Raw genomic sequence first — 24,374 nt, 5'->3', positions numbered from 1 at the left:
CACGTTAGTTATAACGGGGGAGATGCTTGTGAGGGATCAAGATAAGTGTAGTAAGTTTCAAGCACCTATTCCTTTTCCGGCGTCAGGTATTACGGGGCCAACAGGTCCAACGGGTCCGACAGGTTCTTTAGGTGGACCGACTGGCCCGCAAGGAATACAAGGCGTACAAGGACCAATTGGTCCAACAGGTCCGACAGGAATTCAAGGAGTGCAAGGGGTGCAGGGAGAAATTGGCCCAACTGGTCCAACTGGCTTAACAGGACCACAAGGTGCTCAAGGTAGTCAAGGTCCGATGGGGGAACAAGGTCCACGGGGAATTCAAGGTGTTCAAGGTATACAAGGCGAAAGGGGTCCGACTGGTCCAACAGGTATTCAAGGGATACAAGGAATACCTGGACCAATGGGAGAAACAGGTCCAACCGGAATACAAGGTATACAAGGAGTGCAAGGAGAAATTGGTCTAACCGGCCCAACCGGAATACAAGGTATACAAGGAGTGCAAGGAGAAATCGGTCCAACTGGTCCAACTGGAAATACGGGTATACAAGGTGTTCAAGGTAATTTAGGGAGTAGTGGTTTACAAGGGGTAACAGGAATACAAGGCATTCAAGGGCCAATTGGTCCAACTGGTCCAACAGGTTCTCAAGGAATACAAGGTCCACAAGGGCCGATGGGACCAACAGGAGCAACTGGCATTCAAGGTTTACAAGGTCCACAAGGTGAGATGGGTCTAACCGGTCCAACCGGCTCTCAAGGAATTCAAGGGGTGCAAGGTGTAATAGGCCCAACAGGGGCAACTGGCTTGCAAGGAGATCCAGGTCCAACCGGCTCGACAGGTCAGGCGGGAGTAACAGGTCCAACTGGATCTGCAACAGGTCCAACAGGAGCAACGGGTCCAACAGGTCCACCAGGAGGCCCAACAGGTCCAACGGGTCCAGCAGGATCACCGGGAGGTCCAACAGGTCCGACTGGAGCAACAGGGGCAACCGGGGCGACCGGAGCAACAGGAGCGACTGGAATTCAAGGAGTGCAAGGAATACAGGGACCGACAGGGGCAACCGGTTTAACAGGTTTGCAAGGAGTACAGGGACCGATGGGGGTAACCGGTCCAACGGGTGATCAAGGTATTCAAGGTCCACAAGGAGTAATGGGAGCAACCGGTCCAAAGGGTTTACAAGGTCTACAAGGAGTACAGGGACCGATAGGAGCAACAGGCCCAACCGGTCAACAAGGAGTGCAAGGGGCACAAGGTCCAATTGGTCCAACAGGCCCGCAAGGAATACAAGGAATACAAGGTGAGCAAGGAGTAATGGGAGCAACTGGACCAACAGGCTTACAAGGTCTGCAAGGAATCCAAGGTCCACTCGGTCCAACCGGTCCTCAAGGTTTACAAGGAGTGCAAGGGATAAGTGGTATAACAGGTCCAACTGGTCCTCAAGGAATCCAAGGAATTCAAGGTCCACAAGGGGATATAGGTCCAACCGGTGCGACTGGAATACAAGGAGTGCAAGGTCCAGAGGGTCCAACTGGTCCAACGGGTGCAACAGGCCCGCAAGGAATTCAGGGAATACAAGGAATCCAGGGTCCAACCGGTCCACAGGGAATTCAAGGTCTGCAAGGAATTCAAGGTCCGATTGGTCCAACAGGCCCAACTGGACCTCAAGGCATACAAGGTATAACTGGCTCGACGGGTCCAACCGGAGCAACAGGAGCAACAGGTCCGACGGGAGTAACGGGCCCTCAAGGTCCTCAAGGAATCCAAGGCCCACAAGGAGTAACCGGACCAACGGGAGCGACTGGAGCGACGGGAGTAACGGGTCCACAAGGAATCCAAGGAATCCAAGGCCCACAGGGGATAACGGGTCCGACGGGAGCAACCGGAGTGACTGGAATAACAGGCCCACAAGGAATCCAAGGAATTCAAGGCCCACAAGGTGTGACGGGAGCAACCGGAGCAACCGGAGCGACTGGATCGACTGGTGCAACAGGACCGACAGGAATCCAAGGAATCCAAGGAATAACAGGAGCAACAGGGGGAACGGGAATAACAGGCCCAACAGGTGCTACGGGCCCAACCGGCTTAACCGGAGCAACTGGATCGTCTGCTATATCAACAGGTGGCGGCTATTTCTTCTCTACCTCAACAAGTACAATTGCAGCAAATGCCAACATCCCAATTAATTCTGGATCCACTGTATATGGAACTGGTGTATCTTTAACTAGTGCTACAACTGTCACAGTATCCACACCAGGAATATATTTAGTAAGCTACTATTTCCAAGGGGACGCGACTGGTGGGAATGAGACAGTATCTGTTAGGTTGCTATTAAATGGAACACAAGTAACAGGGAGTTTCATACAAAATGTGACGACATCAACGGTAGTAATCGAACCTGCCATTTCAAATACGCTTCTTGTGAATGTAACGAGTGCTAATTCAACATTAATATTACAAAATGGCCCGTTAGGTGTAGGGCATGTGACGACTATAGCAGGTGCGATTACGGCAAGTTTAAATGTAGTGAGAATACTATAAGGAATATAAAAAACACAAGGAATGTCTGTATAGACACACCTTGTGTTTTTTTCTTTATCTTTTCGGTTGAAAAATATGTTGAAAGAAGTATTTGTGATGTAAGTTATCTACAACTTTATTAGCTTGATATGTGCGATGTTGTTCGAGTCGAAGTCTTTGCTCCATCATTTTTATTGCGTGATCAGATAAACGTAACATTATACATGTCTCCTTTTCTATAAATATAGGTGTCTATTGGTATCGATCCCATATTTATAATTAAGGAGGTACACTGTGTAACATAGGCAAAAAGCACCTTCCTCTCCCATTACGCTTACGAGGTTAGCTGTCGGACTCGGGAAGTGAGAGTTTCCCTACTTAAATAAGATTCGCCCCAAGTAGCATGGCTACAAAAATGGTTCCCCCGCTCCAAAATTTGGACTCAGCAAAAGGATTTATAAAGTAAAGGATAACATAAATAAATTGATGAGTCAAACTATTTTATGTTTTCTGATTTTTTGAGTGAGGTTAAAACCACTCCATCGGGTAATATAATATCATTTATTTTAATAAATCCATGTTTTTTATATAAAGACAGAGCAGGTGTATTTTCTTTCCCTGTTTGTACAATATATGTTTGTGAAGGGGAGAACATGTCAAATACATAAAGTAGTAGTTTTGTGGCGATTCCTTTATGAAAATGATCGGGGGATACTACTAAACGATGAATATCAACTTCCTCTTCATCCATTTTAAAAGAAATAAACCCAGCAAGTGTATCTTCATAAAAATAGCCGTAAAAAATTTCATCACATAATTGAATATCGGTTACAGTATCATAAAGACGAGGAATAGCCGTACTATTTATATATTTTGCTTCAATTTCATAAGCGGGTATTTGAATGTTTAAAATAGAAGTAGCGGTGTTGTGAGAAGTTGTTACTAATTTTTGAATCATAGGGTAAAACCTCCTTATAGACTTTATTTTCATAGATTTGACAAGATTTTTCTTTATTGGATATAATAATTATAATAGTTACATAACAATTTAGTATGAAAAAGAAATACACCATAATAGAAATGGAGGGCTAAAGATGGGATGGATTATCACATTAATAGTTGGTGCTATTATAGGTGCAATTGCAGGTTCTATAACGGGTAAAAATTTTCCGGGTGGTATGTTTGGAAATATTATCGCAGGTTTGTTAGGTGCTTCATTAGGTGGTAGACTATTTGGAGCTTTTGGGCCATCATTTGGTGGGATTCATGTCGTGCCAGCATTATTAGGTGCAATCGTATTAATTCTTATTGTATCATTTGTAGTGAAAGCTGCAAGAAAATAAAGATATAGATCATGATGAAAAGCCCTGAATAAGGGCTTTTCATCATTCGAAGAGGTGGTTTCATTGGAGAAATTAAATATTAGAAAAAGAGATAAGTTGAAAAAGTTTTTTAGAGAACAAAATTATTTAGCGGTGTTACTCGGCTTTGCGTTATTGTTTATTAACATATTACTGCTAACGAAAATTTCTTTTGTTTTTACTCCGTTTATCGTCTTTTTAAAAACAATTTTCTTCCCCGTATTATTAGCGGGAGTGCTATTTTATATTTTGCATCCATTCGTTTCGCTTTTAGAAAAGAAAGGTGTTTCAAGAATCGTATCAATCGCTTCTATATATATAATAGTACTAGGATTATTTGTATTTTTAGTTGTAACAGTAATCCCGATTATTAAAGATCAAATTGATGCATTAATAGATAACTTACCGTATTTCGGTCATGAAATTGAACGAGCAGCACGTAGATTCGGGGAAAGTAATTTACTAGGCAAAATTCAAGAGAATTTAAATATTGATGTAGCGAGTATGGTAAAAGACTACACAGTTGATTTTACGAAGTCGCTATCATCAGTAACTGGAAATGTAACTGGATTTTTAAGTACTGTTACAGAGGTCGTTTTAACGTTTGTAATGGTTCCGTTTATATTGTTCTATCTTTTAAAAGATGGTGAACAATTACCGAATCACTTTTTAAAGTTTATTTCAGAGCAAAGACAACCAGCAGCGATGAGAATACTAGATGATATGCATTATGCGATTAGCTCGTATATTAGAGGACAAATTATCGTTAGCTTGTTTATCGGTATTATGCTATTAATCGGTTACCTTATTATTGGTATTAAATATGCGGTATTACTCGCTATTTTAGCAATGATTGTAAATATCGTTCCGTACGTAGGACCAATCATTGCAATTACACCAGCATTAATTATCGCATTTATTGACTCGCCAGCAATGGTGTTAAAAGTAATTATTGTAATGATGGTCGTACAATTAGCAGAAGGTAAATTTATTTCTCCGCAAGTTATGGGAAAAAAGCTAGACATTCACCCAATTACTATCATTTTTATTATTTTAACTGCCGGAAATTTATTTGGAATTATGGGGATTATTTTAGCAATTCCAGGATATGCGATATTAAAAGTGTTAGTAACGCATAGTTATAGATTTGTTAAGTTGAATACGTAAAAGAAGAGCTAAAACAGATAAAACTGTTTTAGCCCTTTTTTTATTTATACTCTTGTTGAAGTAAACAAATAAACCTTATGCGTAGGCTTTTAATTCAATGATAGGTAGATTGCTTTCCTTTAGTTTGTAATCAAAAATTAAATCGTCCATGCGAAAATTAGCATCTACTTCAAGAGAAATGAAGGTACCCCCGATTTCTACTTGATTTCCGTTCTCATTTTCAAAAGTGAGCGCACCGTCAAATGTTTCTATGTACTCATCGCAGGTGTATAAATATATTGCGATAGGTGTGAAATGTATAATTACCCCTAAAGTATCATCGTGACTATTATCATCGTTCTTAAATACATCAATCTTAAACGTATCATTCTTTTTAGTAAAACAACCCATGACATCACCTCGTTTTTGTATTACAAATTAATTCTATATATATTGATTATATATCGTTCGGAATAAATTGGTAATAACTATTGTTAAAACTTAATAAAAATAGAAAATTCAGTTTTGAGAGAACGAGAAATGTGATAAACTGTAAAAAAATAACGAAAAGCAATGAAAGAGAAGAGTACATATTCAAAACTTTGCAGAGAGCTGATATGTGGTGGAAATCAGTAAGGGATGAATATGGAATGGGCTCTGGAGCTTCTAGCTGAAATGAGTAGGCAAAGACGGTTACTTCACGTTACGAAGTTGAAGTGAGCTATGAATGATAGCTAATGAAGGTGGTACCGCGGGAGTCTCTCGTCCTTTTTATAGGATGAGGGGCTCTTTTTATTTTAAGGAAGGAGGAGTTAGGGTGAGCGAAAAAATAATGTTAACAGGAATTAAGCCGACAGGTTATCCTCATTTAGGAAATTATATTGGTGCGATTAAACCTGCATTACAAATGTCAAAGAAGAATGAAGGAAAAGCATTGTATTTTATAGCGGATTATCATGCGTTAAATGCTGTTCATGATCCAAGTCAGTTTAGTAGTTATACGAAAGAGGTAGCAGCTACTTGGTTATCACTTGGACTTGGAGAAGATGTTATTTTCTACCGACAAACAGAAGTGCCGGAGATTCTAGAATTAGCTTGGATATTAGCTTGCCTAACTCCGAAAGGGATTATGAACCGTGCCCATGCGTATAAAGCGAAGGTGGAGCAAAATAAAGAATTGGGTTTAGAGGTAGATGCAGGCGTGAATATGGGATTATATACGTATCCGATTTTAATGGCAGCTGACATCTTACTATTTCAAGCTACTCATGTGCCGGTAGGGAAAGACCAAATTCAGCATATTGAAATCGCGCGTGATATTGCGACGTATTTTAATCATACATTTGGTATGACATTTACGCTTCCGGAGTATGTCATACAAGAAGAAGGTGCCATTTTACCTGGTCTTGATGGAAGGAAGATGAGTAAAAGTTATGGAAATGTGATCCCATTATTTACAGAGCAAGAAAAACTACGAAAATTAATATTTAAAATTAAAACAGACTCCTCACTTCCGAATGAACCGAAAGAACTAGAAACGTTATTTATGATATATAAAGAATTTGCGACAGAAGATGAAATACAGTCGATGCGCGAAAAGTATGAAACTGGAATCGGATGGGGCGATGTGAAAAAAGAGTTGTTTCGCGTTGTAGACCGTGAATTAGCTGGACCTCGTGAAAAGTACGCTCTGTATATGAATGAGCCAAGTTTATTATATGAAGCGTTAGAAAAAGGTGCTGAGCGGGCGCGTACTATTGCGAAGGTAAATTTAGCAGAAATTAAAAAACGGATTGGGTTTGAGAGGGAACGCTGAGCGTTCCCTTGTTTTTTTATAAAAAAATCGAACGAAATTTAAATTTGTTACCAATATAGAGTGAGGGAGGGATAGAAATGGATACAATTCTCCAATTAAAAATGTTGCTAGTTCAAATAGGAACAGAAATTGTACCACCTAGTAATTTAAAAGAAAAAATTTTAATTCAAGTTAATCTGATGGAGGAAGTAACATTTAATCATGTTGAGGTGAATAAAGATGAGTGAAATTGTGTTAGCAGTTCAAGGTTTAAGTAAGACTTATGAGAGTGTAGATACAAATGTTAGAGCTTTACAAAATGTATCTTTGGAGTTAAATAAAGGAGAACTCCTTGCTGTAATGGGAACGAGTGGGTCTGGGAAGAGTACATTGCTTAACATACTTGGTGCTTTAGACAAACCTGATGAGGGAGTCGTATATGTAAATGGTGAAGTCCCTAAAAATATGTTTGTTGAACCATATGCAACGGAGTACAGGCGGGATAACATAGGATTTATATTTCAGTCATTTCATTTATTAAAGGATTTATCTGTAGAAGAAAATATTGCGTTACCCCTCATATTATCAACTGATTCAGAAGAGGAGATACGAGAAAAAACAAATAAAATATTAGATGTTCTTGGTTTAGTAAATTGGAGAAATCATCGACCAGTTCAGCTTTCTGGGGGACAACAACAGCGTGTTGCAATTGGTAGGGCATTAATAACATCTCCTCCAATTGTTCTTGCAGATGAACCTACTGGAAATTTAGATTTCAATACGTCTAATGATATTTTACGAGTACTAGTCGATATGAAACAAAAATTTAATCAAAGTATGATTCTTGTTACTCATGATCCTCACATTGCTACGTATGCAGATCGGGTTCTCTTCTTTCATAATGGAGAAGTTGTTGATGATTATACGTGTTCTCATGGAGTAAATGATATGAATATTATTTTAGATAAATTTAAAAAATTAATGGAGAAATCAAAATGATAAAATCAGTACGAGGATTAGGTTTACGCTTTTTTAAGATGAATAAATTTACTGCTATTTCCTCTATAGTTAGCGTTATGTTGGCTGTTTCTCTAATTGTTACGATGATTGTATTTTCGAGTCATGCGAAACAGTCTGTTATAAATGAAGTTAAAAATTTATATGGAGATATGGATTTATCTATTGGATATAACCCTGATCAAAATAAATTGATGGATAAATCTTTACTACAAAATATTAAGGAACAAGGAAATATTGAATACATGTCAAAAGTATTGGTAAATCATTTTCAAGTGAATAAATTGAATACAACTATTTATACAGTAGGTGTTCAAAATGATTCGTTATCTAAAAGTCGATATCACTTCTCTAAAAATCTATCAAATGAAGAAGTAACATTAAATGATGGATTAGCGGAAACTTTACAAGTAAAAGTTGGGGAAAAGGTTGAAATAGAAAATAAATTCTATGTAGTAAAAGAAGTTTTACCTGATATAGAAGCTGGAGGTTCAGCTCCAGACATACTCGTTTTATCGGAAGGTGCGGTGAAACAGCACGTATATGAAAAAACGGGTAAACACAATGAGGCTACTTATGTGTTGATAAAAGCAAAAGAGAATGCAGATGTACTAGCATTGTCTAGTCAAATTCATAAAATAGACAAAGAATTAAGAATCGATATTGCGGAGGAAGACGAGTTTTTAAAAAGTAACTTAGTGTCATTACATATTTTTATAGTTATTGTATCTGTATTAATACTTATTATTACATCGTTATTATTAATGTCTAATTTTGAAGTGTTTTTATATAAATATAAAAGTCAATTTGCTATTATGCGATCAATGGGAGCAACAACGAAACAAATGTTTAAAGTTATATTTATTCAATGTAGTGTAATTAATTTCTTTGGTGGAATATTTGGTTTGTTACTAGCTGTAATAAGTAACCGTTTTTTACAAAGTTGGCTAGAGCATGTATTTGCTTTTCAAATTAATACAATGAGTTTCGACTATGAAATAGCAATTGTAACAATGATTTGTAGTATCTTTTTTATTGAATTGTTTATGTTATATCCTTCATACAGAAGTTCGAAAATATTGCCAGTAAAGCTTATGCGCGAAAATGAGGAATCCGACTTTTCTAATAAAAAAACACGCAGTATGATGGGGAAATTCCTTTTAATTAGTAGCATATTTTTAACTGTTTTAGGTGGATTTGTAGCAAATACGGGAGATACGCAGGCGATAGTGATATTAATAGGGTCTATATTTCTTGTTTTAGGGGTGTATATATTATTTCCTATTTATCTTTCTTCGATATTAATAGCATGTCTACCTATAATGAAAAAAATATTTGGAAGGAATACATTTGTTGCTATTAAAAATGTAATTCCGCAAGTAAGGAAAAATACATTTGTTATTTTAATGATAAGTACAATGATGGTGATAGTTGTCTTCGGATCCACTATATTTAAAACGATGCAAAAAAATAATGAAAGATATTTAAAACGAGAATTTCCAACACATATTGTTGTAGAAAATCGTTTGAATAATGATTCAACAATTTCCTCACCTCATATACAAAATATATTTAAAGAAATAAGTAGTGTAAAAGGAGCTAGTACAATTAGTACGAACTCACTTGCAGAATTAAAGCAAGGTGAAAAATATATTACTTTTGACTATAATTTAGGTGATTTGAAGGAAATGGAAAAGCAAGGATTACTGCCAGAAGTACCTGCGAATTTGGAGAATAGTATAATTATTACAGAAGAGTTAGCAGAGCGGTATAAACTTCATGTAGGTGATATCGTTCAATTGGGTCTATTTTCAGAACAGGAACAAAAAGTTAGACCGACTAGTAAGGTGGAAATTGGGTTAATTGTTAATGAGCTACCGAATTCTCCTGCGGTACTTATGGATTGGAGTAATGTAACATATAAACAAGATTATACAGTTTTTGAGCGTGCATTTATTAGTTCAAATAATGAGAGAGAGACGTTGGAGCAATTAAAGGAATTAAAAGGTCAATATCCACAATTAAAAATAAGTAGTTATACCCAATCGTTAAAACAATCTAATTTAATGTTTCAGCAAAGATGGTCCATCTTCATTGTTGTTATTATAGTAATTTTGTTAAGTGTAACATTAGGGGTATGTAATACACTTATAAATAATATTCAATCTAAAAGAAAAGAGTTTGCCATTTTACGAGCAATAATAGTTAAGAAAAAGGGGATTGTACAAGTTATTTTGACGCAAGTTAAATTATATGTACTTATTGGAATAGTGCTAGGCGTTGTGATAGGAACATTATTAACCTATATGGTAAGTATAATAGATCGTACACCTTTATTTTTTGATTTCAAACTTATCGTAACGGTAATAGCGGGGATGTTTGGAATAGTCCTTATTATTTTTCTACCTTTTGCTAATAGAATAGGAAAAAGGGATATTGTACAAGAGTTAAATAAGGATAATAAATAAAAATATAGTCAAGGTGAATCTCATCTTGACTATATTAATAGTTCAATTCGAATTCCGAAAGTCAGTAACAATCCTCTCAATAACAGAAGGAAGATTACTAGGTAACTCATCAAGTGAAAAGAAGCGTAGTTCTTTCGATTCCGTTTGGTCGCATACAAGTTCGCCATTGAATTCGCGGCAAATATAAACAACGAGTACACCGTGTACTTGATCGCCGTTTGGATAGATTTGAAAGAAATCTGGTCCTGAGTATGTACGGAATAGTTCTGGATTTTTAATAATAAGTCCAGTTTCCTCATATACTTCTCGCTTTAAAGCGTCTTCTAACGTTTCGTTATATTCTAAGGCGCCGCCAATAATGCCCCAGCGGTTAAAATCTGTACGTAGCTGCAGTAATATTTCATCTTTCTCATTTAATATAATGGCGTGTGAACCTATTAAAATAAGTGGATGGTTTCCTACTAAATTTCTCATGTCTTCAATATAACCCATGTTATTTCTCCTTGTTTTTAATAATAGTTAGGAAGTTCTTTTAACATTCTTTCTGTTTTACGTGCTGTATAGGCTAAGTTATGATCATCTTTCGTTCTGAAAAATAATGTGCGTAAAAAGGTTTTAATGTTGGCACATAATATACAATACTCATTAAGCGAAAGGCGTTTTCTAATTTGAGGAAGCCTTTTTATTTTTTTATAGATAATTGAAATTAACTCATCTTGCGGAAAATCATGATATAGCATCGATAGTAACGGTGTAACAATTCGTTCATCTTCATTATTATGAAATAGATCCGATGGGATAAAAATTTTATTTAATAAACAATGAATTAATTCTTCATACCATTCAAAGGTCGTATAGGAATTGTGAACAATTTCAGTAAAAGCATCAGATACGTGGGCAAGACAATGAGCCCATCCTTTATTTTCAATATAGCCTCGAAAATCCATTTCTAAGTTTGTATATGTAATGAGTTTATTTTTTATTTCTTCAATATCCTCCTCTGTGAAAAAGTAGTGCGAGTTAGCGAATTGGAGTATTAACGCAAGTAACGAAACAGTGTAAGAACGTGTGAAAACCCCATCTGTATGCGGGGAGTAAATGTCACAATATAAATATTCATCACTTAAACAAGTTTGTAGAAGTAATTTCAGTTGATCGTCCATAAGGAATTCATGATGAATGAAATGTGCAAAACATTTATATATAAGTTGGTAACGAACGTAACTATCAGTCGTTCCGATATACTGAAGCATGTTGAGTGTTAACTCATTTATATCTATATGTTGCAGTTGCGTATAATCATTTTGTTGTATAAGCTCTAACTGTTGTTGCAATGCTGTAATATCCAATGGAGAACCTCCTCCGCACTTTAAAGATGCGATGTTTTCTAGTATTCTATATATTCAAGGACAATCCTGCTCATGCAAGGAGAACAAGTAGAAATTCGAGTATGACATAGATGAGGGAAGTATATGATGACTATAGAACAGTTAGAAAAACATTTTAAAATAAGAAGAAATGCTTCTTCTATAATAATAAAAGAAAATAATGCAGAGCCTATTACAGAAGAGAAATTAAAGGAAATAATGCAATATTGCGTTGCTGAGGCTGAAAAAGAGGGAATAGAAAATTTACATTTTGAAATTTCTTCAAAAAGCCCAAATTATGATGTATATAAGAAATCTTTCGAAACGTATTCATTTGAATATACTACTGAAAACATGATTGTATTTAAGGATATATATGAAGTAGAAGGTGTAGAAAGTGAGATTGATTTTAAGCTTATTGAAGAGATAGGCGAAGACGCTTTTTATTCACTGTGGAATGAAGTGACGGGAGAACAAATCGATTATGATCACTTTGTAAATATGATGCTACAAGAAATTGGTGAGCAATGGAAAGAGCATTGTTTAACAGCGAGTGTCGATGAAGAGCCGGTAGGAATTGTAATCCCACATATTGAGAGTGGTACGTTAGAAGAAGGAAAACTAATGTATTTCGCAGTTGCTCCAAATATGCGAAATAAAGGGTATGAAGCAGCGTTCTTTACAGGGGCAATGTTTGTCTTAAAAGAAATAGGCGCATCTTATTATATTGGCGAGACAAATGTACAAAATGAGTGGATGAAGGATGTTTTTGAAAAGAATGGATGTCAGTTATTAAGTTGTACTGAGCGATATGTGAGAAGGTTTTAGGAAGGGGAAAGGGTTCTTGAACTTGTTTAACGGGAATCCGTGTACAAATTTTGAACAAGTAAAAGAACTTCTAGCCTGTTTGTAAGATAAAAAGAAAAATGAGAACGACAAAATAGATATTCCTATAATACAATAGAGAAAGATTCGATTATACGAGAAAGTGTTGGTGAAAGAATGGAGCAGCAAAGAAATTGGTTACAAGCAACTGTAGAAAGAAATGAAGACAATACGTTATATATAAAGTGGGAAAATAATATAGAAGAAGTTCGCATTTACTGGAGTACTTCACCAGAGTATATTGAAGAAACGGGAGAATTACTTGCAACGGTAAATGGAGAATCATCATGTACAGTTCAAAACCCGAGTGAAAATGAGCGTCCATATTTTAGACTAATTGGAAGTAATGGACAAGCAGTGACAGTAGCTGAGCGTAGATTGCCATTACAAGGCGCGTTTAACTTCCGAGATATGGGAGGATATGAAACGACTGAAGGCCGTAAAGTAAAATGGGGCAAGTTGTACCGTTCTGAAGAATTAGCAGGACTAACAGAGTGGGATATCTACTATTTACAAAAGTCTGGCTTAAAATTAATTTGTGACTACCGTACAGATTTTGAAGTGAAGCATAAGCCGAATCCAGAGATTACGGGTGCTCGTCAAGTGTGCTTACCAGTTATGCAAGACTTGGCAAAAGACTTGAACATAAATGAATTTTTCCAAGTTGGTGACCTTTCTATGTTAGGGAAACCAGGCGAGTATCTTGTGAAAATGAATCAAGATTTCGTAAGTGGTAATGAAGCATTCGTGAGCTTCTTAAACTTAGCACAAAACCCAGAAAACTTACCGTTAGTAAACCACTGTACAGCTGGAAAAGACCGTACTGGATTCGGATCAGCACTATTATTACTTTTACTAGGTGTACCGGAAAAAACAGTAATGGAAGACTATTTACTAAGTAACGGCTTCCGTGAAAAATTAAATGAAAAAATGATGGCTTTTTTAGGTGCAAAACTTCAAAACGATGAAAGTAGAGCGATATTAGGTGCAATGTTTGAAGCGCGCGCTGAATATTTACAAGCTGCGATTGATGAAGTGAAAAAGCAATACGGTTCAGTTGAAGCGTATGCTGAAAAAGCACTTGGCTTTACGAAAGAGTCGTTAGAAGACATGAAAGTGTTATTGCTAGAGGATAAATAATGAGGAGGGAGGCTAATTGGATTAGCCTCCTGTTTCTATTATGAAATTTTTCGTTGTCTTATTATTCCTATGACAATTGGAATAACTGTCCCAATTAACAATATCGGTAAAAATAATTTTCCGAAACCGCCGCTCCAATCTAAAGCTATTGAAATTGTTTCAAATTGGATGAAAGCAAAAATAAGTAAACAGACATTTTTTAATTGATTAAGCATTTTTCTGCTATTTAAATAAAACAGTGGAGCATTCGATTCATTAAGTCTTTGTGGGTAGTTATGAACTTCTGGAAACTTTTCTAAAGTTTGCATTAAAAGGAGTATGAATGCCCCAATTCCTGGTAGAAGCAAAAGTTGCCACTTTGATCCCCAGCGATCTACAGCCCCATATGCGTTATAATGTGTGGGTACTTCCTCGGGTAATCTTCCCCAAATGATAATCAAAAAAATGATTGATCCAAAGAATAATGAATATCCAATGATATCTCCAACCCATTCACTTTTTGTTTTTGGGATTTGTATTTTAGGTCTTCCCCATGAATTTACTATGTTTTTCCGCCCCTTTCTATTCCTGTATTCCCTTTTTTAAAATTGGATTCATTATCCAAATTATCTCAAATTTATAGTATTTTCACAATTAATTATTTTTGAATAACATGATTCGTGTGTCTGAAACAACTTTAAGATTGCTGTACAGCTATTATTCGTAAAGGGAAAAAGTTCGACTTAAGAGACGATTAATGAGAAAATACAAGTTGTAAATAACGTACTAGTTGAGGAGAGCATAATGAAATACAAAGTTATATTATTCGACGTAGATGATACATTATTAGATTTTCCTGAGACGGAAAGAAACGCATTACATAACGCGTTTGTACAGTTTGGCATGCCTATAGGGTATGATGATTATCTTGCAAGTTATAAAGAGATTAGTAATGGATTATGGAGAGATTTAGAAAATAAAATGATTACACTAAGTGAATTAGCGGTAGATCGATTTAGACAATTATTTGCACTGCATAATATAGAAGTAGATGCGCAGCAATTTAGTGATGTATACCTTGAAAACTTAGGGAAAGAAGTACATCTTATAGAAGGTGCAGTACAATTATGTGAGAAACTACAAGATTGCAAGTTAGGTATTATTACGAATGGATATACGAAGGTGCAACAATCGAGAATTGGAAATTCGCCTTTATGTAACTTCTTTGATCATATTATTATTTCAGAAGAGGTTGGTCATCAAAAACCAGCGCGGGAGATTTTTGATTATGCATTTGAGAAGTTTGGGATTACTGATAAATCAAGTGTACTAATGGTCGGAGATTCGCTAACTTCTGATATGAAAGGCGGAGAAGATTACGGCATTGATACGTGTTGGTATAATCCAAGTTTGAAAGAAAATAAGACAGATGTTAAGCCGACTTATGAAGTGGAGAGCCTGCTACAAATTTTAGAAATTGTGGAAGTGGCGGAAGAAAAGGTAGTTTCATTTTAATCGTGTCGATATAATTTGAGTTGCGTTCAATTTATAGGTACGATCGGTGTAATAACTAGAGGTGAGTGAAAGATGTTAACGTTATTATTTGAGTTAGACAAGAGTATTCCGCAGAAAGATGAGCCACGGTATGCTGCTTATGCAAATGGCTTTATTGAAGGGGATTTAACGATTCATGTGGGTGACAGAGTACTTTTTCAAAAGTCATGTATGAAGGTCGCAGAGCTCGGCATTTATTTAGGACAGTGGATGGAACAAGTGCAACATGGGAAGAACGAACAGTTGAATTATGAAACGAGTGACCGTGAGGAAGTAATTCTCGGATTCGTATATGAAGAGGAAGATCAGTGGAGAGTTGCTTCCAGTTGGCAGCAAATTGAACTTCAAGAGCGTATATCGACTACAGTATTAGTAGAAAGCGTTGGGCGTTATTTGAATGAGCTCAATAAGGAGCTGCGCGCGATAGAATATCCTGTGACGTTTGATCAGTACTTAAGAGGAGAGCGAATGATGCAGCTTTCTTATAAACGACTGTGTGATAGTAAAGCGGATACGACTTCAATAGAGGTTTACAATGGAAGCGAAGGAGTAGGCGTAGTACGGGGCTATTATAAAAATGCGTTGATGAAATTGCTAGACTTCATTCCGAAAGTCGGTAGTAATATCATTTATGAAATAAAGGATAGTAAAGACAATATTCGTGTCATTGCAAAGGATGTAAGTAGGCAGCGTCAAAGAAGGATTTTAGTAACGTACATCGATAATAATGATGCAGAGCATGAAATACTTGTATGTGACGGAAAGTTATTAGATGCAAATTTCTTATTTACTTTTACATATAAGGGAGAAGAATATGTTGTTCACAAAACTTCAATTGGGCTTGGAAAGTTATTACGAAACGGCTATGTAATCGCAGATTGGAATATTCGTCTTGAGGAAGATATGTATTATATCGAGATGGATGTATATGATGAAAATTATATAGAAGATCAATACTTACTGTTAGGCGTATTTCATGCTGTTTTGTATGGTTGATAAATGAGAAGTACCGGCATTCTTCATGGGAAGGATGCCGGTATTTTTATGTGATTTTGTGTCCTTAATTAATCCTCAAAAATAAAAATCTCATCAATCGTACTATGAAGTGCCTTCGCTATATCGTGAGCGAGTTGTAAGGAAGGGTTGTATTTTCCTTTTTCGAGATGGCTTATCGTTTCACGACGTACACCAACAGTTTTCGCTAAATCTTCTTGTGTCATGTTCGATTTGGCGCGGTATTCTTTTATTCTCGTTACGAACGCCATGGCGCATCTTCCATTTCATCAACAGGTTTATCATAAAAGAACATAGAGAAGCCGAACGTAAGAATGAGTGTGCTGAAAATAAGAGCGATATCAATCTCTTGTAGCGCCGGGTTTGGAAATAACATTTCAATAAACATAATGATAGCGGTCGTTAGTAATGTAACGATAAAGGCATTGCGGCACGATTTATTGACGATTTGTTCAAATAGTTCATCGTGTTGAACCGTTCTATACGTTGTGAAAAAGGAGAAGAAACAAAACATAGTAAACAATCCTTTTTCATAAAAAAAGCCGAGGAAACCGAAGAAACCGAGAAATCCTAAATATTTTATCCAAGTTGTTTTCACGATAGATTCTCCTTTCAGTGTTAGAAATAAATCACGTTATGTTATAAATATATCACATATAGAAATATATAGTAATAATAGTTTTCCAATTCTTTTCATAATAATAGTAAAAAGAGGAAATATACTGCGAAATAAAGAGGATAATATTGTAAAATGGTTGTAAGGAGGGGGAGGAAGGCATGTTAACTTGGATCATGATCGTTGTATTACTTGTAGTCATTACTGTAGTGGCGACGGTGTTAATTGGGCGAAATGGTGATGCGAATTATAGTAAAGCGACAAAAGGGAATATTAAACGGCTGACGATGATTTATATTATACTAGCTATCGTTTTAATCGTTGGATTAGGTTTGTATATTTATTTTAAAGGTTAAAAAACTGAAAAATAAAAAAATAGAAGTATGCTATAATGTTAATATAGTTATTTGGTAATTAAGGAAAGGATTGGATGGAATGATTGAAATTACGAATGTGTCAAAAAGTTATAATGGGTCTACCTATGCAGTAAAAGATTTAAGTTTATCTGTGCCTAGCGGAGAAATTTTTGGATTTCTAGGGCCGAATGGTGCGGGTAAATCAACGACAATTAAGATGATTACTGGTATTCATGGGGTGGACAAAGGGACGATTACGATTAACGGTATAGATATTATGAAAAATCCGATGGAAGCGAAAAAGACGTTTGGTTATGTTCCAGATAGTCCAGATATGTTTTTACGTTTAAAGGGAATTGAATATTTAAACTTTATGGCAGATATGTATGAAGTGCCGAAAGAAGTACGCCAAGAACGAATCGAGTCTTTAGCAAAGAAATTTGATCTTTACAATGCGTTATCGGATCAAATTCAAAGTTACTCGCACGGTATGAGACAAAAAATCGTTATTATTGGTGTGCTCGTGCATGAGCCAGATGTATGGATTTTAGATGAACCGTTAACGGGGCTTGATCCGAAATCTGCATATATTTTAAAAGAAATGATGAGAGAACATGCGGATAAAGGAAAGATTGTATTTTTCTCTACACACGTATTAGAAGTAGCGGAAAAAATATGTGACCGCGTTGCGATTATTAATAAGGGGAATTTGCAGTTCAAAGGGAATTTAGATGAAATGAGAGATCATTTTAAATCCAATGAATCACTTGAAAAAATGTTCTTGGAGATGACGGGCAATGAGTAAAATTTTGATGTTAACGAAAGTATTATTGAAATTAAATTATGCAGATTTCATAACAGATAAGAAGAAGCGATGGGCGTATGTATTTTCATTTGCAGCCATTTTATTTGTTGGCTTTTTAATATTTGGTTCGATGACGCACGGAATGTATGAGGGTATGAAACATTTAGGGCAAGACCCAGGAATGATTATCGCAATGGGACTTGCGATTGCGAGCATATGGGTATTTTTAATGAGTATAACGAACATTTTAACTGTATTTTACTACAGTAATGACATTGAAATGTTATTGCCATTACCATTAAAACCAGCACAAATTATTTCGGCAAAATTTTTAACGGTATTAATTACACAATACGTAATGAGTTCATTTATTTTATTACCAATCTTTATTACGTACGGGTTAAAAAGTAGCGCATTTATTACATATTATATATACATGATTTTTATTTACTTACTCTTCCCGATTGTGCCGTTAGTATTAGCTTCATTACTGATGACAGTTATTATGAGGTATACAAATATAGCGAAAAACAAAGATCGAGGCAATATATTTATTGGAATCGTAAGTATACTATTTATTGTAGGAATTAATGTATTTTTACAGTGGAAAAATAAAAGCTCGTTTTCTGAAGATGCGCTTACGAATTATCTTGCGAACAACCAATCTTCTCTTTTAGTACAAATGACAAATTATTTTCCAACTACATATTTTGGAGCAGTGGCGTTAGTAGAAAATGCAAATTGGAAGGGACCTTTATACGTAATAATCTTTGCACTTATTTCATTTGTATTTTTTGTGTTGTTTTATTACATTGCAGAGCGTACATATTTAAAAGGGGTTATTGGACTTTCAACTAGTACAGCAAAAAAAGAGGTCATTTCAGCAGAAGGTTTACAAAAATCAACGGTACAAAGTTCACATTTAAAAGCGTATGTGAAAAAAGAATTTAAAACGTTATTCCGTACACCGCAATTTTTCTTAAATTGTATCATACAAACTTTCGTTATGCCGATTATGTTATTCTTTGTTTTATTCGTGCAAGATGGGAATTTAAAATGGATTACAGGGTATATTGATAACCCAAAATCAGCAGGATTGGCGATTGGTGTAGGACTTTGTGCATCGTTATTTTTAATGGGAAGTAACGTTATCGCAACAACATCATTTTCACGTGATGGAAGCTCTTGGTTTGTGAATCGTTATTTACCTGTAAAAGCTTCGGATATCTTTTTTGCGAAAGCGATCACTGCTTGGTTAATTAATGTAATTATTTTAGCAGTATTCGGTATTACGATGGCAGTTGTAGCGGGGATTTCTCCTGTATTCATGTTACTGTGGTTTTTACTAAGTGCGAACGGTTTACTGTTAATTAATTTAATTGGTACACGCTGGGATGCACAAACAGCAGATATACATTGGGATACAGAGCAGAAATTATTTAAGAGCCGCTATACAACATTGTGGAATTTTTTAGCTAATATTTTTATAGCTTTAGTTATTGTAGCGGGAGTAAGTCTATTATACTTCTTCCTTCAAGTAGGACTGTGGGTTATGTTTATCGTTTTATTTGTAATGTTTACGATTGTAAATTATATCTTCATTAAAATTTTAAAATTAGGTGCAGAACGCATATTATCAAATATTGAATAAAAAGATAGATCCTCTGTATTCGTGCAGGGGATTTATCCATAGATGGAGGAGAAAAGGTGAAGAAAATAGCAATTGTAACAGGGGCAACTCGTCTGAATGGAATTGGTGCAGCTGTATGCAAGGTGCTTGCTCAAAAAGGGATAGACATTTTTTTCACGTACTGGTCTCAGTATGATAAAGCGATGCCGTGGGGAATGCATGACAAAGAGCCCTTTTTGTTGAAAGAGGAGATTGAAAGTTTAGGTGTTCGATGTGAAATGGCAGAAATCAATTTATCGCAGTCGTATTCGCCAAATCGTTTGTTTTATATGGTCTCAGAACGTTTAGGTGATCCATCTATTTTAATTAATAATGCAGCGTATTCTACACATACGAGAATTGAAGAATTAAATGTAGAACAGCTAGATAAACATTATACAGTAAATGTCCGCGCTACTATGCAATTAAGTTCATTATTTATAAAACATTATGCACTGAAAACGAATGGAAGTATTATTAACCTTACTTCAGGACAGTCACTAGGGCCAATGCCTGATGAACTAGCATACGCAGCAACGAAAGGAGCAATTGAAGCATTTACAAAATCAGTAGCACCAGTTGCGATGGAGAAGGGGATTACAGTGAATGCTGTTGATCCAGGACCGACGAATACAGGATGGATTACAGAGGAGCTGAAGCATCATTTAGTATGGAAGTTCCCACAAGGTAAAGTAGGAGAACCGTCAGATGCAGCACGCTTAATTTCTTTTTTAGTAAGTGAAGAAGCAAAATGGATTACGGGGCAAGTCATTCATTCGAACGGTGGTTACTCATAAATATATTATGTTAACAATTGTTGAGAAACAAAAAAATAAAAGAAAATTTTATTTTTTTGTTTAAATAAAATGTCAAGAAAGATAAAAATTTGATAGGAGAGTATATCGTCATATGAAGATAGTAATTCTTCATTTGACAATATACTCTTTTTCTTTTACTACAGAGAAGAAAAATGAAGTAGAAGAAACTCGAATATTCAAATGGGTTTATCAGTTTTTGTACGTAATATTATGAAGATTACTGTCGGAAAGATGGTAATTCATGTGAAAAGGGATTTTTTAAGGGGAAATCGAATCGTAAAGGGGAGGATAAATAAAGTAAACATAGGGGGATTTATATGAAAATGAAAAAGGTCGCTATCGCATCGATAACAATTGGTACAATGCTTACTATGGCAGCTTGTAGTCCTTCAGCAGATAAAGAGACAGAAAAGAAAGAGCAAGTAACAGCGCAAAATGAAGGAGAATCAAAAACGACAAGTGCAGAGGAGACGTCAAAAACAACGAAAGATACTGAAAAAGATACAAATACTTCTTCAAATGAAAAAACAGATAAGGATGCAAAAAATACGAAAGAATCATCAGGAACAGAGAGTAATGGTAAAACGTCATCTCAAAATGAGAATGTGAAAACAAAAGAAAAAGAGACGACAGGAAAAACGAATGACGAAACGACTAGCGGAAAAACAACAGATCAAAGTACAAGTACAAACTCAAACGGAAAAACAACGAAAGATCCGAAGAAAAGCGTAGCTGTGAAAACAAATGTAAAAGAAGTTGCTGCATTAGTTGATAGTTTAGACAAGCAATTAGCTGCAAATCCGAAATTAGAAACAGTAAATAAACTTGGAAAACAAATTAATGAAAAGTGGGATGTAATCGAGAAAGAGTTAGAAGCATCACATCCAGCTGAATATAAAACAATCGGACAAAGTATGTATCCGTTAATTGTAGGAGCGGAGAAAGAAAAGATAGATATTAATAAAATGAAATCATTAACGACGAAAACGAAAAAAGATTTAACTCAGTTATTAACGAAACTTTCGTAGTTTGAAAAGCCTACTGTGGAAGTAGGCTTTTTTGTGTTGAGAGTGTAAGTAAAGTTTATGGGAAACCTAAGGAAAAAGGATGGTGATAAAAATGACAATCGATCGAGTTTGTACAATTGGGCCAGCAAGTAATAATAAAGAAACGTTAGCGCAGTTAATAAACAATGGTATGAAAATAGTGCGCTTGAATTTATCACATGGCACGCATGAAAGTCATAAAGACATCATTCGTTTAGTCAAATCGTTAGACGATTCTATTAAAATTTTAGGCGATGTACAAGGTCCTAAAATAAGGTTAGGTGAAGTAAAAGGAGAACAAATTACACTTCAGGCGGGAGATTCTTTTATTTTACATACGCAAGCAGTTACAGGGAGCAATAGAGAAGCAAGTGTTGATTATGAAGGAATCACGAATGATGTGAAAGTTGGAAGTAGAATTTTAATTAATGATGGAGAAGTTGAGTTAATCGTTGAAACGGTAAGCGCGGATAAAATAGAAACAAAGGTCAAAACAGGTGGTAATATCTCATCTCATAAAGGGGTGAATTTACCAGGGGCAATCGTTAGTTTACCAGCTATTACAGAGAAAGATAAAAAAGACATTCAGTTTCTTTTAGAAGAGGATGTTGATTTTATCGCATGTTCTTTCGTACGGAAACCTAGTCAAATAAAAGAAATACGAGATTTTATACAACAGTATAAAGAAACATCACCTAATGTAATTGCCAAAATAGAAACGATGGAAGCGATCGAGAATTTTCAAGATATATGTAAAGAAGCAGACGGAATTATGATTGCAAGGGGTGATTTAGGAGTAGAGTTGCCGTATCAATTTATTCCGCTCTTGCAGAAAATGATGATTCAGGAATGTAATCGAACGAATACATATGTTATTACAGCGACACAAATGCTTCAATCAATGGTAGATCATTCTATTCCAACAAGGGCTGAGGTAACTGATGTGTTTCAAGCTGTACTGGACGGAACGAATGCAGTTATGCTTTCTGCTGAAAGTGCATCAGGCGAGCATCCAATTGAAAGTGTAAGAACATTACGTCTCGTTTCTGAATTCGCTGAGCATGTGAAAAAAGACGGGCCTTTTGTGATGAAAGATGTACTGGAATTGTTGCATAAGTCTTTGGGTGAGTGATAAATAAAAAGAGGGCGGATATGCATCCACCCTCGTGTTTTTCATTCTTATTATTCTTGCTCTTGCTCGTCCAAAATTTTATCAAAAGCAGCAGATACTTTATCAAACTCTTCATCATTTTCAATGTATGAAAACTCATTATCTTCTTCTACTTTTAAAAAGAAAATATCAATGTCTTCCTCAGATTCTGTTTGAATGTCTTCTACGAAGGCAACTGCAATATATTCTGCGCCTTCGACATCCATCGCTCCGAGTACTTCTACTTCCTGATCCTCATTATTCTCATCACTGAGAGTAAACACTTCGCCAACTTCAATATCAGACATATCCATTCTCCTCCTGTTCGACTCTAAAAAATAGAGCGCTCAAACTGTATACATACTAACATATCTTTCCATGAAAAATCAATTTCATACATTAGAAAAACAACTGATTCTTCAATAGAATAAGTATTTAGCTAGAAGGAGTTTTATTTGTGAGTGCTATATTACTTAATCCATTCAACAATTGTATCCATAGTTTGTCTTGTTTTATCACGCTTTGGCTCTTCTTTACGGTAACCAAAGGCAACCATAACAGATACTTCAAGATTATCGTCTTTTATAATGCCTTCTTGACGAAGTAAAGAATCTATTTTCTCTTTATCAAATCCTTCTATTGGACAAGAATCAATGCCGATTTGAGCTGCACTCGTCATCATATTACCTAAAGCAATATAAGTTTGCTTAGATGCCCAATCAAATACAGCACGATCGGATTGTAATAAGTTAAAATCTGTTTCCTGGAACTTTTTGAAGAATTCATATCTAATTTTTTGAGTGTCTTCAGGTAATCCAATAATATCGTTCATCATATGTTTAATATACTCTGCATCATAATGCATATCTTTAATATTTCTTGAAAGAACAATGACAAAGTGACTAGCTGTTGCAAGTTGCCCACCAGCGCCCCATGAATAAGGTTGTAGTTTTTCTCTTAATTCTTTATTTTGTACGACAATAAATTTCCAAGGTTCATAACCAAAAGAAGAAGGAGATATTCTGCCTGTTTCTAAAATGAAATGAAAATCCTCTTCTGAAATTTTGTGCATAGGATCGAACTCTTTACATGCATGTCTGAAATGGAAAGCCTCCATAATTTTCTCTTTTGTAATTTGTTTTGTATTTGTCATAAAAGTTCCTCTTTTCATTAATTTATTTTTGTAAGTAAATTATATTTTTAAAGTAACATAGATACAAGTACGCACATTAATGTGTTATAGTATCAAAAAAGATACTATTGGTAAGGGAAGGGACTTATGATGGATTGTTCAAACGAAAATAATATAAATTACCCATTTTTAAATAAATATTCTTGTCCAGTGGAAGCTATGGTTGAGGTTATTGGCGGAAAATGGAAAGGGGTTATTTTGTATCATTTATTAGATGGTACAAAGAGATTTAATGAATTAAAAAGATTAAAACCTAATATCACACAAAGAATGTTAACACTGCAGCTGAGAGAACTTGAAGCAGATGGCATTATACATCGTGAAGTATACCGTGAAGTGCCGCCAAAAGTAGAATATTCGTTAACGGAGCTTGGTGAATCACTACGTCCAATGATTCTATTAATGATGGAATGGGCAACTCATAATATGGAGAAAGTTTTGGAGAGTAGAAATACGAAAAATAATAGTTAAGAGTTGTAGA

At 35.5% G+C, this 24,374-nt stretch carries 28 protein-coding genes, 1 riboswitch and 1 other annotated feature; of the genes, 18 read left to right on the top strand and 10 right to left on the bottom strand.

Translation table 11 applies throughout. The features are described 5' to 3' along the window. The first annotated feature begins 22 nt into the window (after nucleotides 1-22). On the top strand, nucleotides 23-2,536 hold the full coding sequence (locus DT250_RS01250) for a BC_3345 family exosporium-associated protein (protein WP_149212356.1): 2,514 nt from the start codon (nucleotides 23-25) through the stop codon (nucleotides 2,534-2,536). Between the two features lie 54 nt (nucleotides 2,537-2,590). On the opposite strand, the gene DT250_RS31540 is transcribed toward DT250_RS01250, so the two are convergent. Continuing rightward, nucleotides 2,591-2,734 carry a hypothetical protein gene (locus tag DT250_RS31540; RefSeq protein ID WP_000945246.1) on the bottom strand — a complete coding sequence of 48 codons (144 nt, stop codon included), beginning with the start codon at nucleotides 2,732-2,734 and terminating at the stop codon, nucleotides 2,591-2,593. A 96-nt stretch (nucleotides 2,735-2,830) separates the two neighbouring features. Then, a riboswitch (cyclic di-AMP (ydaO/yuaA leader) is annotated at nucleotides 2,831-2,973 on the bottom strand. Between the two features lie 38 nt (nucleotides 2,974-3,011). After that, the gene (locus DT250_RS01245) at nucleotides 3,012-3,473 is read right to left on the bottom strand and encodes a GNAT family N-acetyltransferase (protein ID WP_097907285.1); all 462 of its coding nucleotides are present in this window, start codon (nucleotides 3,471-3,473) and stop codon (nucleotides 3,012-3,014) included. 136 nt (nucleotides 3,474-3,609) lie between these two features. Between DT250_RS01245 and DT250_RS01240 the strand changes: the two genes are divergently transcribed. Both DT250_RS01240 and DT250_RS01235 read left to right on the top strand, forming a co-directional pair. Further along, on the top strand, nucleotides 3,610-3,858 hold the full coding sequence (locus tag DT250_RS01240) for a GlsB/YeaQ/YmgE family stress response membrane protein (protein ID WP_088609535.1): 249 nt from the start codon (nucleotides 3,610-3,612) through the stop codon (nucleotides 3,856-3,858). A 63-nt stretch (nucleotides 3,859-3,921) separates the two neighbouring features. Next, nucleotides 3,922-5,043, top strand: coding sequence for an AI-2E family transporter (locus DT250_RS01235; RefSeq protein ID WP_048546503.1), 1,122 nt, complete (start codon nucleotides 3,922-3,924; stop codon nucleotides 5,041-5,043). Between the two features lie 75 nt (nucleotides 5,044-5,118). Here the strand turns inward: DT250_RS01235 and DT250_RS01230 are convergent, their stop codons facing one another. Then, nucleotides 5,119-5,433 (bottom strand): hypothetical protein, encoded by a 315-nt coding sequence (locus DT250_RS01230; RefSeq protein ID WP_149212355.1) that lies wholly within the window; start codon nucleotides 5,431-5,433, stop codon nucleotides 5,119-5,121. 153 nt (nucleotides 5,434-5,586) lie between these two features. Then, nucleotides 5,587-5,795: a binding site (T-box leader), on the top strand. A gap of 5 nt (nucleotides 5,796-5,800) precedes the next feature. On the opposite strand from DT250_RS01230, the gene DT250_RS01225 reads away from it, so the two are divergent. The 4 genes from DT250_RS01225 to DT250_RS01215 all read left to right on the top strand — a co-directional run bounded on the left by DT250_RS01225 (nucleotide 5,801) and on the right by DT250_RS01215 (nucleotide 10,302). Continuing rightward, the gene (locus tag DT250_RS01225; RefSeq protein ID WP_097907286.1) at nucleotides 5,801-6,838 is read left to right on the top strand and encodes a tryptophan--tRNA ligase; all 1,038 of its coding nucleotides are present in this window, start codon (nucleotides 5,801-5,803) and stop codon (nucleotides 6,836-6,838) included. A gap of 77 nt (nucleotides 6,839-6,915) precedes the next feature. Continuing rightward, nucleotides 6,916-7,065 (top strand): hypothetical protein, encoded by a 150-nt coding sequence (locus DT250_RS31535; RefSeq protein WP_179952821.1) that lies wholly within the window; start codon nucleotides 6,916-6,918, stop codon nucleotides 7,063-7,065. Next, nucleotides 7,058-7,816, top strand: coding sequence for an ABC transporter ATP-binding protein (locus DT250_RS01220; RefSeq protein WP_088064055.1), 759 nt, complete (start codon nucleotides 7,058-7,060; stop codon nucleotides 7,814-7,816). Before DT250_RS31535 ends, DT250_RS01220 begins: the two co-directional genes overlap by 8 nt. Further along, entirely contained in the window at nucleotides 7,813-10,302 is a 2,490-nt protein-coding gene (locus DT250_RS01215; RefSeq protein WP_149212354.1) for an FtsX-like permease family protein, read from the top strand. Before DT250_RS01220 ends, DT250_RS01215 begins: the two co-directional genes overlap by 4 nt. A 42-nt stretch (nucleotides 10,303-10,344) precedes the next feature. Here the strand turns inward: DT250_RS01215 and DT250_RS01210 are convergent, their stop codons facing one another. Together DT250_RS01210 and DT250_RS01205 are read right to left on the bottom strand one after the other, a co-directional pair. After that, complete coding sequence (locus DT250_RS01210; protein ID WP_149212353.1) at nucleotides 10,345-10,794, bottom strand: NUDIX hydrolase; 450 nt, start codon at nucleotides 10,792-10,794, stop codon at nucleotides 10,345-10,347. A gap of 17 nt (nucleotides 10,795-10,811) precedes the next feature. Further along, the gene (locus DT250_RS01205; protein ID WP_149212352.1) at nucleotides 10,812-11,651 is read right to left on the bottom strand and encodes a DUF2785 domain-containing protein; all 840 of its coding nucleotides are present in this window, start codon (nucleotides 11,649-11,651) and stop codon (nucleotides 10,812-10,814) included. 123 nt (nucleotides 11,652-11,774) lie between these two features. Between DT250_RS01205 and DT250_RS01200 the strand changes: the two genes are divergently transcribed. Both DT250_RS01200 and DT250_RS01195 read left to right on the top strand, forming a co-directional pair. Next, entirely contained in the window at nucleotides 11,775-12,497 is a 723-nt protein-coding gene (locus tag DT250_RS01200) for a GNAT family N-acetyltransferase (RefSeq protein WP_149212351.1), read from the top strand. A 174-nt stretch (nucleotides 12,498-12,671) separates the two neighbouring features. After that, nucleotides 12,672-13,694: a tyrosine-protein phosphatase gene (locus tag DT250_RS01195; RefSeq protein ID WP_149212350.1), complete on the top strand. Its 1,023-nt coding sequence runs from the start codon at nucleotides 12,672-12,674 to the stop codon at nucleotides 13,692-13,694. Nucleotides 13,695-13,732: 38 nt separating this feature from the next. Here the strand turns inward: DT250_RS01195 and DT250_RS01190 are convergent, their stop codons facing one another. Then, on the bottom strand, nucleotides 13,733-14,206 hold the full coding sequence (locus DT250_RS01190) for a DUF1648 domain-containing protein (RefSeq protein WP_306298741.1): 474 nt from the start codon (nucleotides 14,204-14,206) through the stop codon (nucleotides 13,733-13,735). Nucleotides 14,207-14,477: 271 nt separating this feature from the next. On the opposite strand from DT250_RS01190, the gene DT250_RS01185 reads away from it, so the two are divergent. Both DT250_RS01185 and DT250_RS01180 read left to right on the top strand, forming a co-directional pair. Further along, nucleotides 14,478-15,188 carry a YjjG family noncanonical pyrimidine nucleotidase gene (locus tag DT250_RS01185; protein ID WP_149212349.1) on the top strand — a complete coding sequence of 237 codons (711 nt, stop codon included), beginning with the start codon at nucleotides 14,478-14,480 and terminating at the stop codon, nucleotides 15,186-15,188. 72 nt (nucleotides 15,189-15,260) lie between these two features. Continuing rightward, entirely contained in the window at nucleotides 15,261-16,223 is a 963-nt protein-coding gene (locus tag DT250_RS01180; RefSeq protein ID WP_149212348.1) for a tubby C-terminal domain-like protein, read from the top strand. Nucleotides 16,224-16,291: 68 nt separating this feature from the next. Here the strand turns inward: DT250_RS01180 and DT250_RS01175 are convergent, their stop codons facing one another. Beyond that, nucleotides 16,292-16,492 (bottom strand): helix-turn-helix transcriptional regulator, encoded by a 201-nt coding sequence (locus DT250_RS01175; RefSeq protein ID WP_087984149.1) that lies wholly within the window; start codon nucleotides 16,490-16,492, stop codon nucleotides 16,292-16,294. Next, nucleotides 16,480-16,839 carry a DUF3796 domain-containing protein gene (locus DT250_RS01170; protein WP_033656368.1) on the bottom strand — a complete coding sequence of 120 codons (360 nt, stop codon included), beginning with the start codon at nucleotides 16,837-16,839 and terminating at the stop codon, nucleotides 16,480-16,482. The genes DT250_RS01175 and DT250_RS01170 overlap by 13 nt, the downstream gene beginning before the upstream one ends. 179 nt (nucleotides 16,840-17,018) lie before the next feature. On the opposite strand from DT250_RS01170, the gene DT250_RS01165 reads away from it, so the two are divergent. The 6 genes from DT250_RS01165 to DT250_RS01140 all read left to right on the top strand — a co-directional run bounded on the left by DT250_RS01165 (nucleotide 17,019) and on the right by DT250_RS01140 (nucleotide 22,683). Then, nucleotides 17,019-17,213, top strand: a complete 195-nt coding sequence (locus DT250_RS01165) for a hypothetical protein (protein WP_088064046.1) — start codon at nucleotides 17,019-17,021, stop codon at nucleotides 17,211-17,213. Nucleotides 17,214-17,292: 79 nt separating this feature from the next. Further along, a complete protein-coding gene (locus DT250_RS01160; RefSeq protein ID WP_088122691.1) occupies nucleotides 17,293-18,018 on the top strand; it encodes an ABC transporter ATP-binding protein in 726 nt (241 codons plus the stop codon). Then, nucleotides 18,011-19,669, top strand: a complete 1,659-nt coding sequence (locus tag DT250_RS01155) for a putative ABC transporter permease subunit (RefSeq protein WP_149212347.1) — start codon at nucleotides 18,011-18,013, stop codon at nucleotides 19,667-19,669. Before DT250_RS01160 ends, DT250_RS01155 begins: the two co-directional genes overlap by 8 nt. Nucleotides 19,670-19,725: 56 nt before the next feature. After that, on the top strand, nucleotides 19,726-20,484 hold the full coding sequence (locus tag DT250_RS01150; protein ID WP_048544550.1) for an SDR family oxidoreductase: 759 nt from the start codon (nucleotides 19,726-19,728) through the stop codon (nucleotides 20,482-20,484). A 338-nt stretch (nucleotides 20,485-20,822) separates the two neighbouring features. Continuing rightward, nucleotides 20,823-21,533, top strand: a complete 711-nt coding sequence (locus tag DT250_RS01145) for a hypothetical protein (RefSeq protein ID WP_149212346.1) — start codon at nucleotides 20,823-20,825, stop codon at nucleotides 21,531-21,533. Nucleotides 21,534-21,612: 79 nt separating this feature from the next. Then, the gene (locus DT250_RS01140) at nucleotides 21,613-22,683 is read left to right on the top strand and encodes a pyruvate kinase (protein ID WP_087984156.1); all 1,071 of its coding nucleotides are present in this window, start codon (nucleotides 21,613-21,615) and stop codon (nucleotides 22,681-22,683) included. Between the two features lie 50 nt (nucleotides 22,684-22,733). Here the strand turns inward: DT250_RS01140 and DT250_RS01135 are convergent, their stop codons facing one another. Further along, nucleotides 22,734-23,015 carry a DUF1292 domain-containing protein gene (locus tag DT250_RS01135; RefSeq protein WP_002008111.1) on the bottom strand — a complete coding sequence of 94 codons (282 nt, stop codon included), beginning with the start codon at nucleotides 23,013-23,015 and terminating at the stop codon, nucleotides 22,734-22,736. Nucleotides 23,016-23,170: 155 nt separating this feature from the next. Further along, nucleotides 23,171-23,854 carry an NAD(P)H-dependent oxidoreductase gene (locus tag DT250_RS01130; RefSeq protein ID WP_088064041.1) on the bottom strand — a complete coding sequence of 228 codons (684 nt, stop codon included), beginning with the start codon at nucleotides 23,852-23,854 and terminating at the stop codon, nucleotides 23,171-23,173. 129 nt (nucleotides 23,855-23,983) lie between these two features. Here DT250_RS01130 and DT250_RS01125 point away from each other — a divergent pair, with 129 nt between their 5' ends. Beyond that, the gene (locus tag DT250_RS01125; protein ID WP_000340656.1) at nucleotides 23,984-24,364 is read left to right on the top strand and encodes a winged helix-turn-helix transcriptional regulator; all 381 of its coding nucleotides are present in this window, start codon (nucleotides 23,984-23,986) and stop codon (nucleotides 24,362-24,364) included. Nucleotides 24,365-24,374: the final 10 nt, after the last annotated feature.

It is taken from the genome of Bacillus sp. AR2-1 (assembly GCF_008368755.1).
Lineage (GTDB): Bacteria > Bacillota > Bacilli > Bacillales > Bacillaceae_G > Bacillus_A > Bacillus_A wiedmannii.
This window is presented reverse-complemented; position numbering and strand designations above follow the sequence as displayed.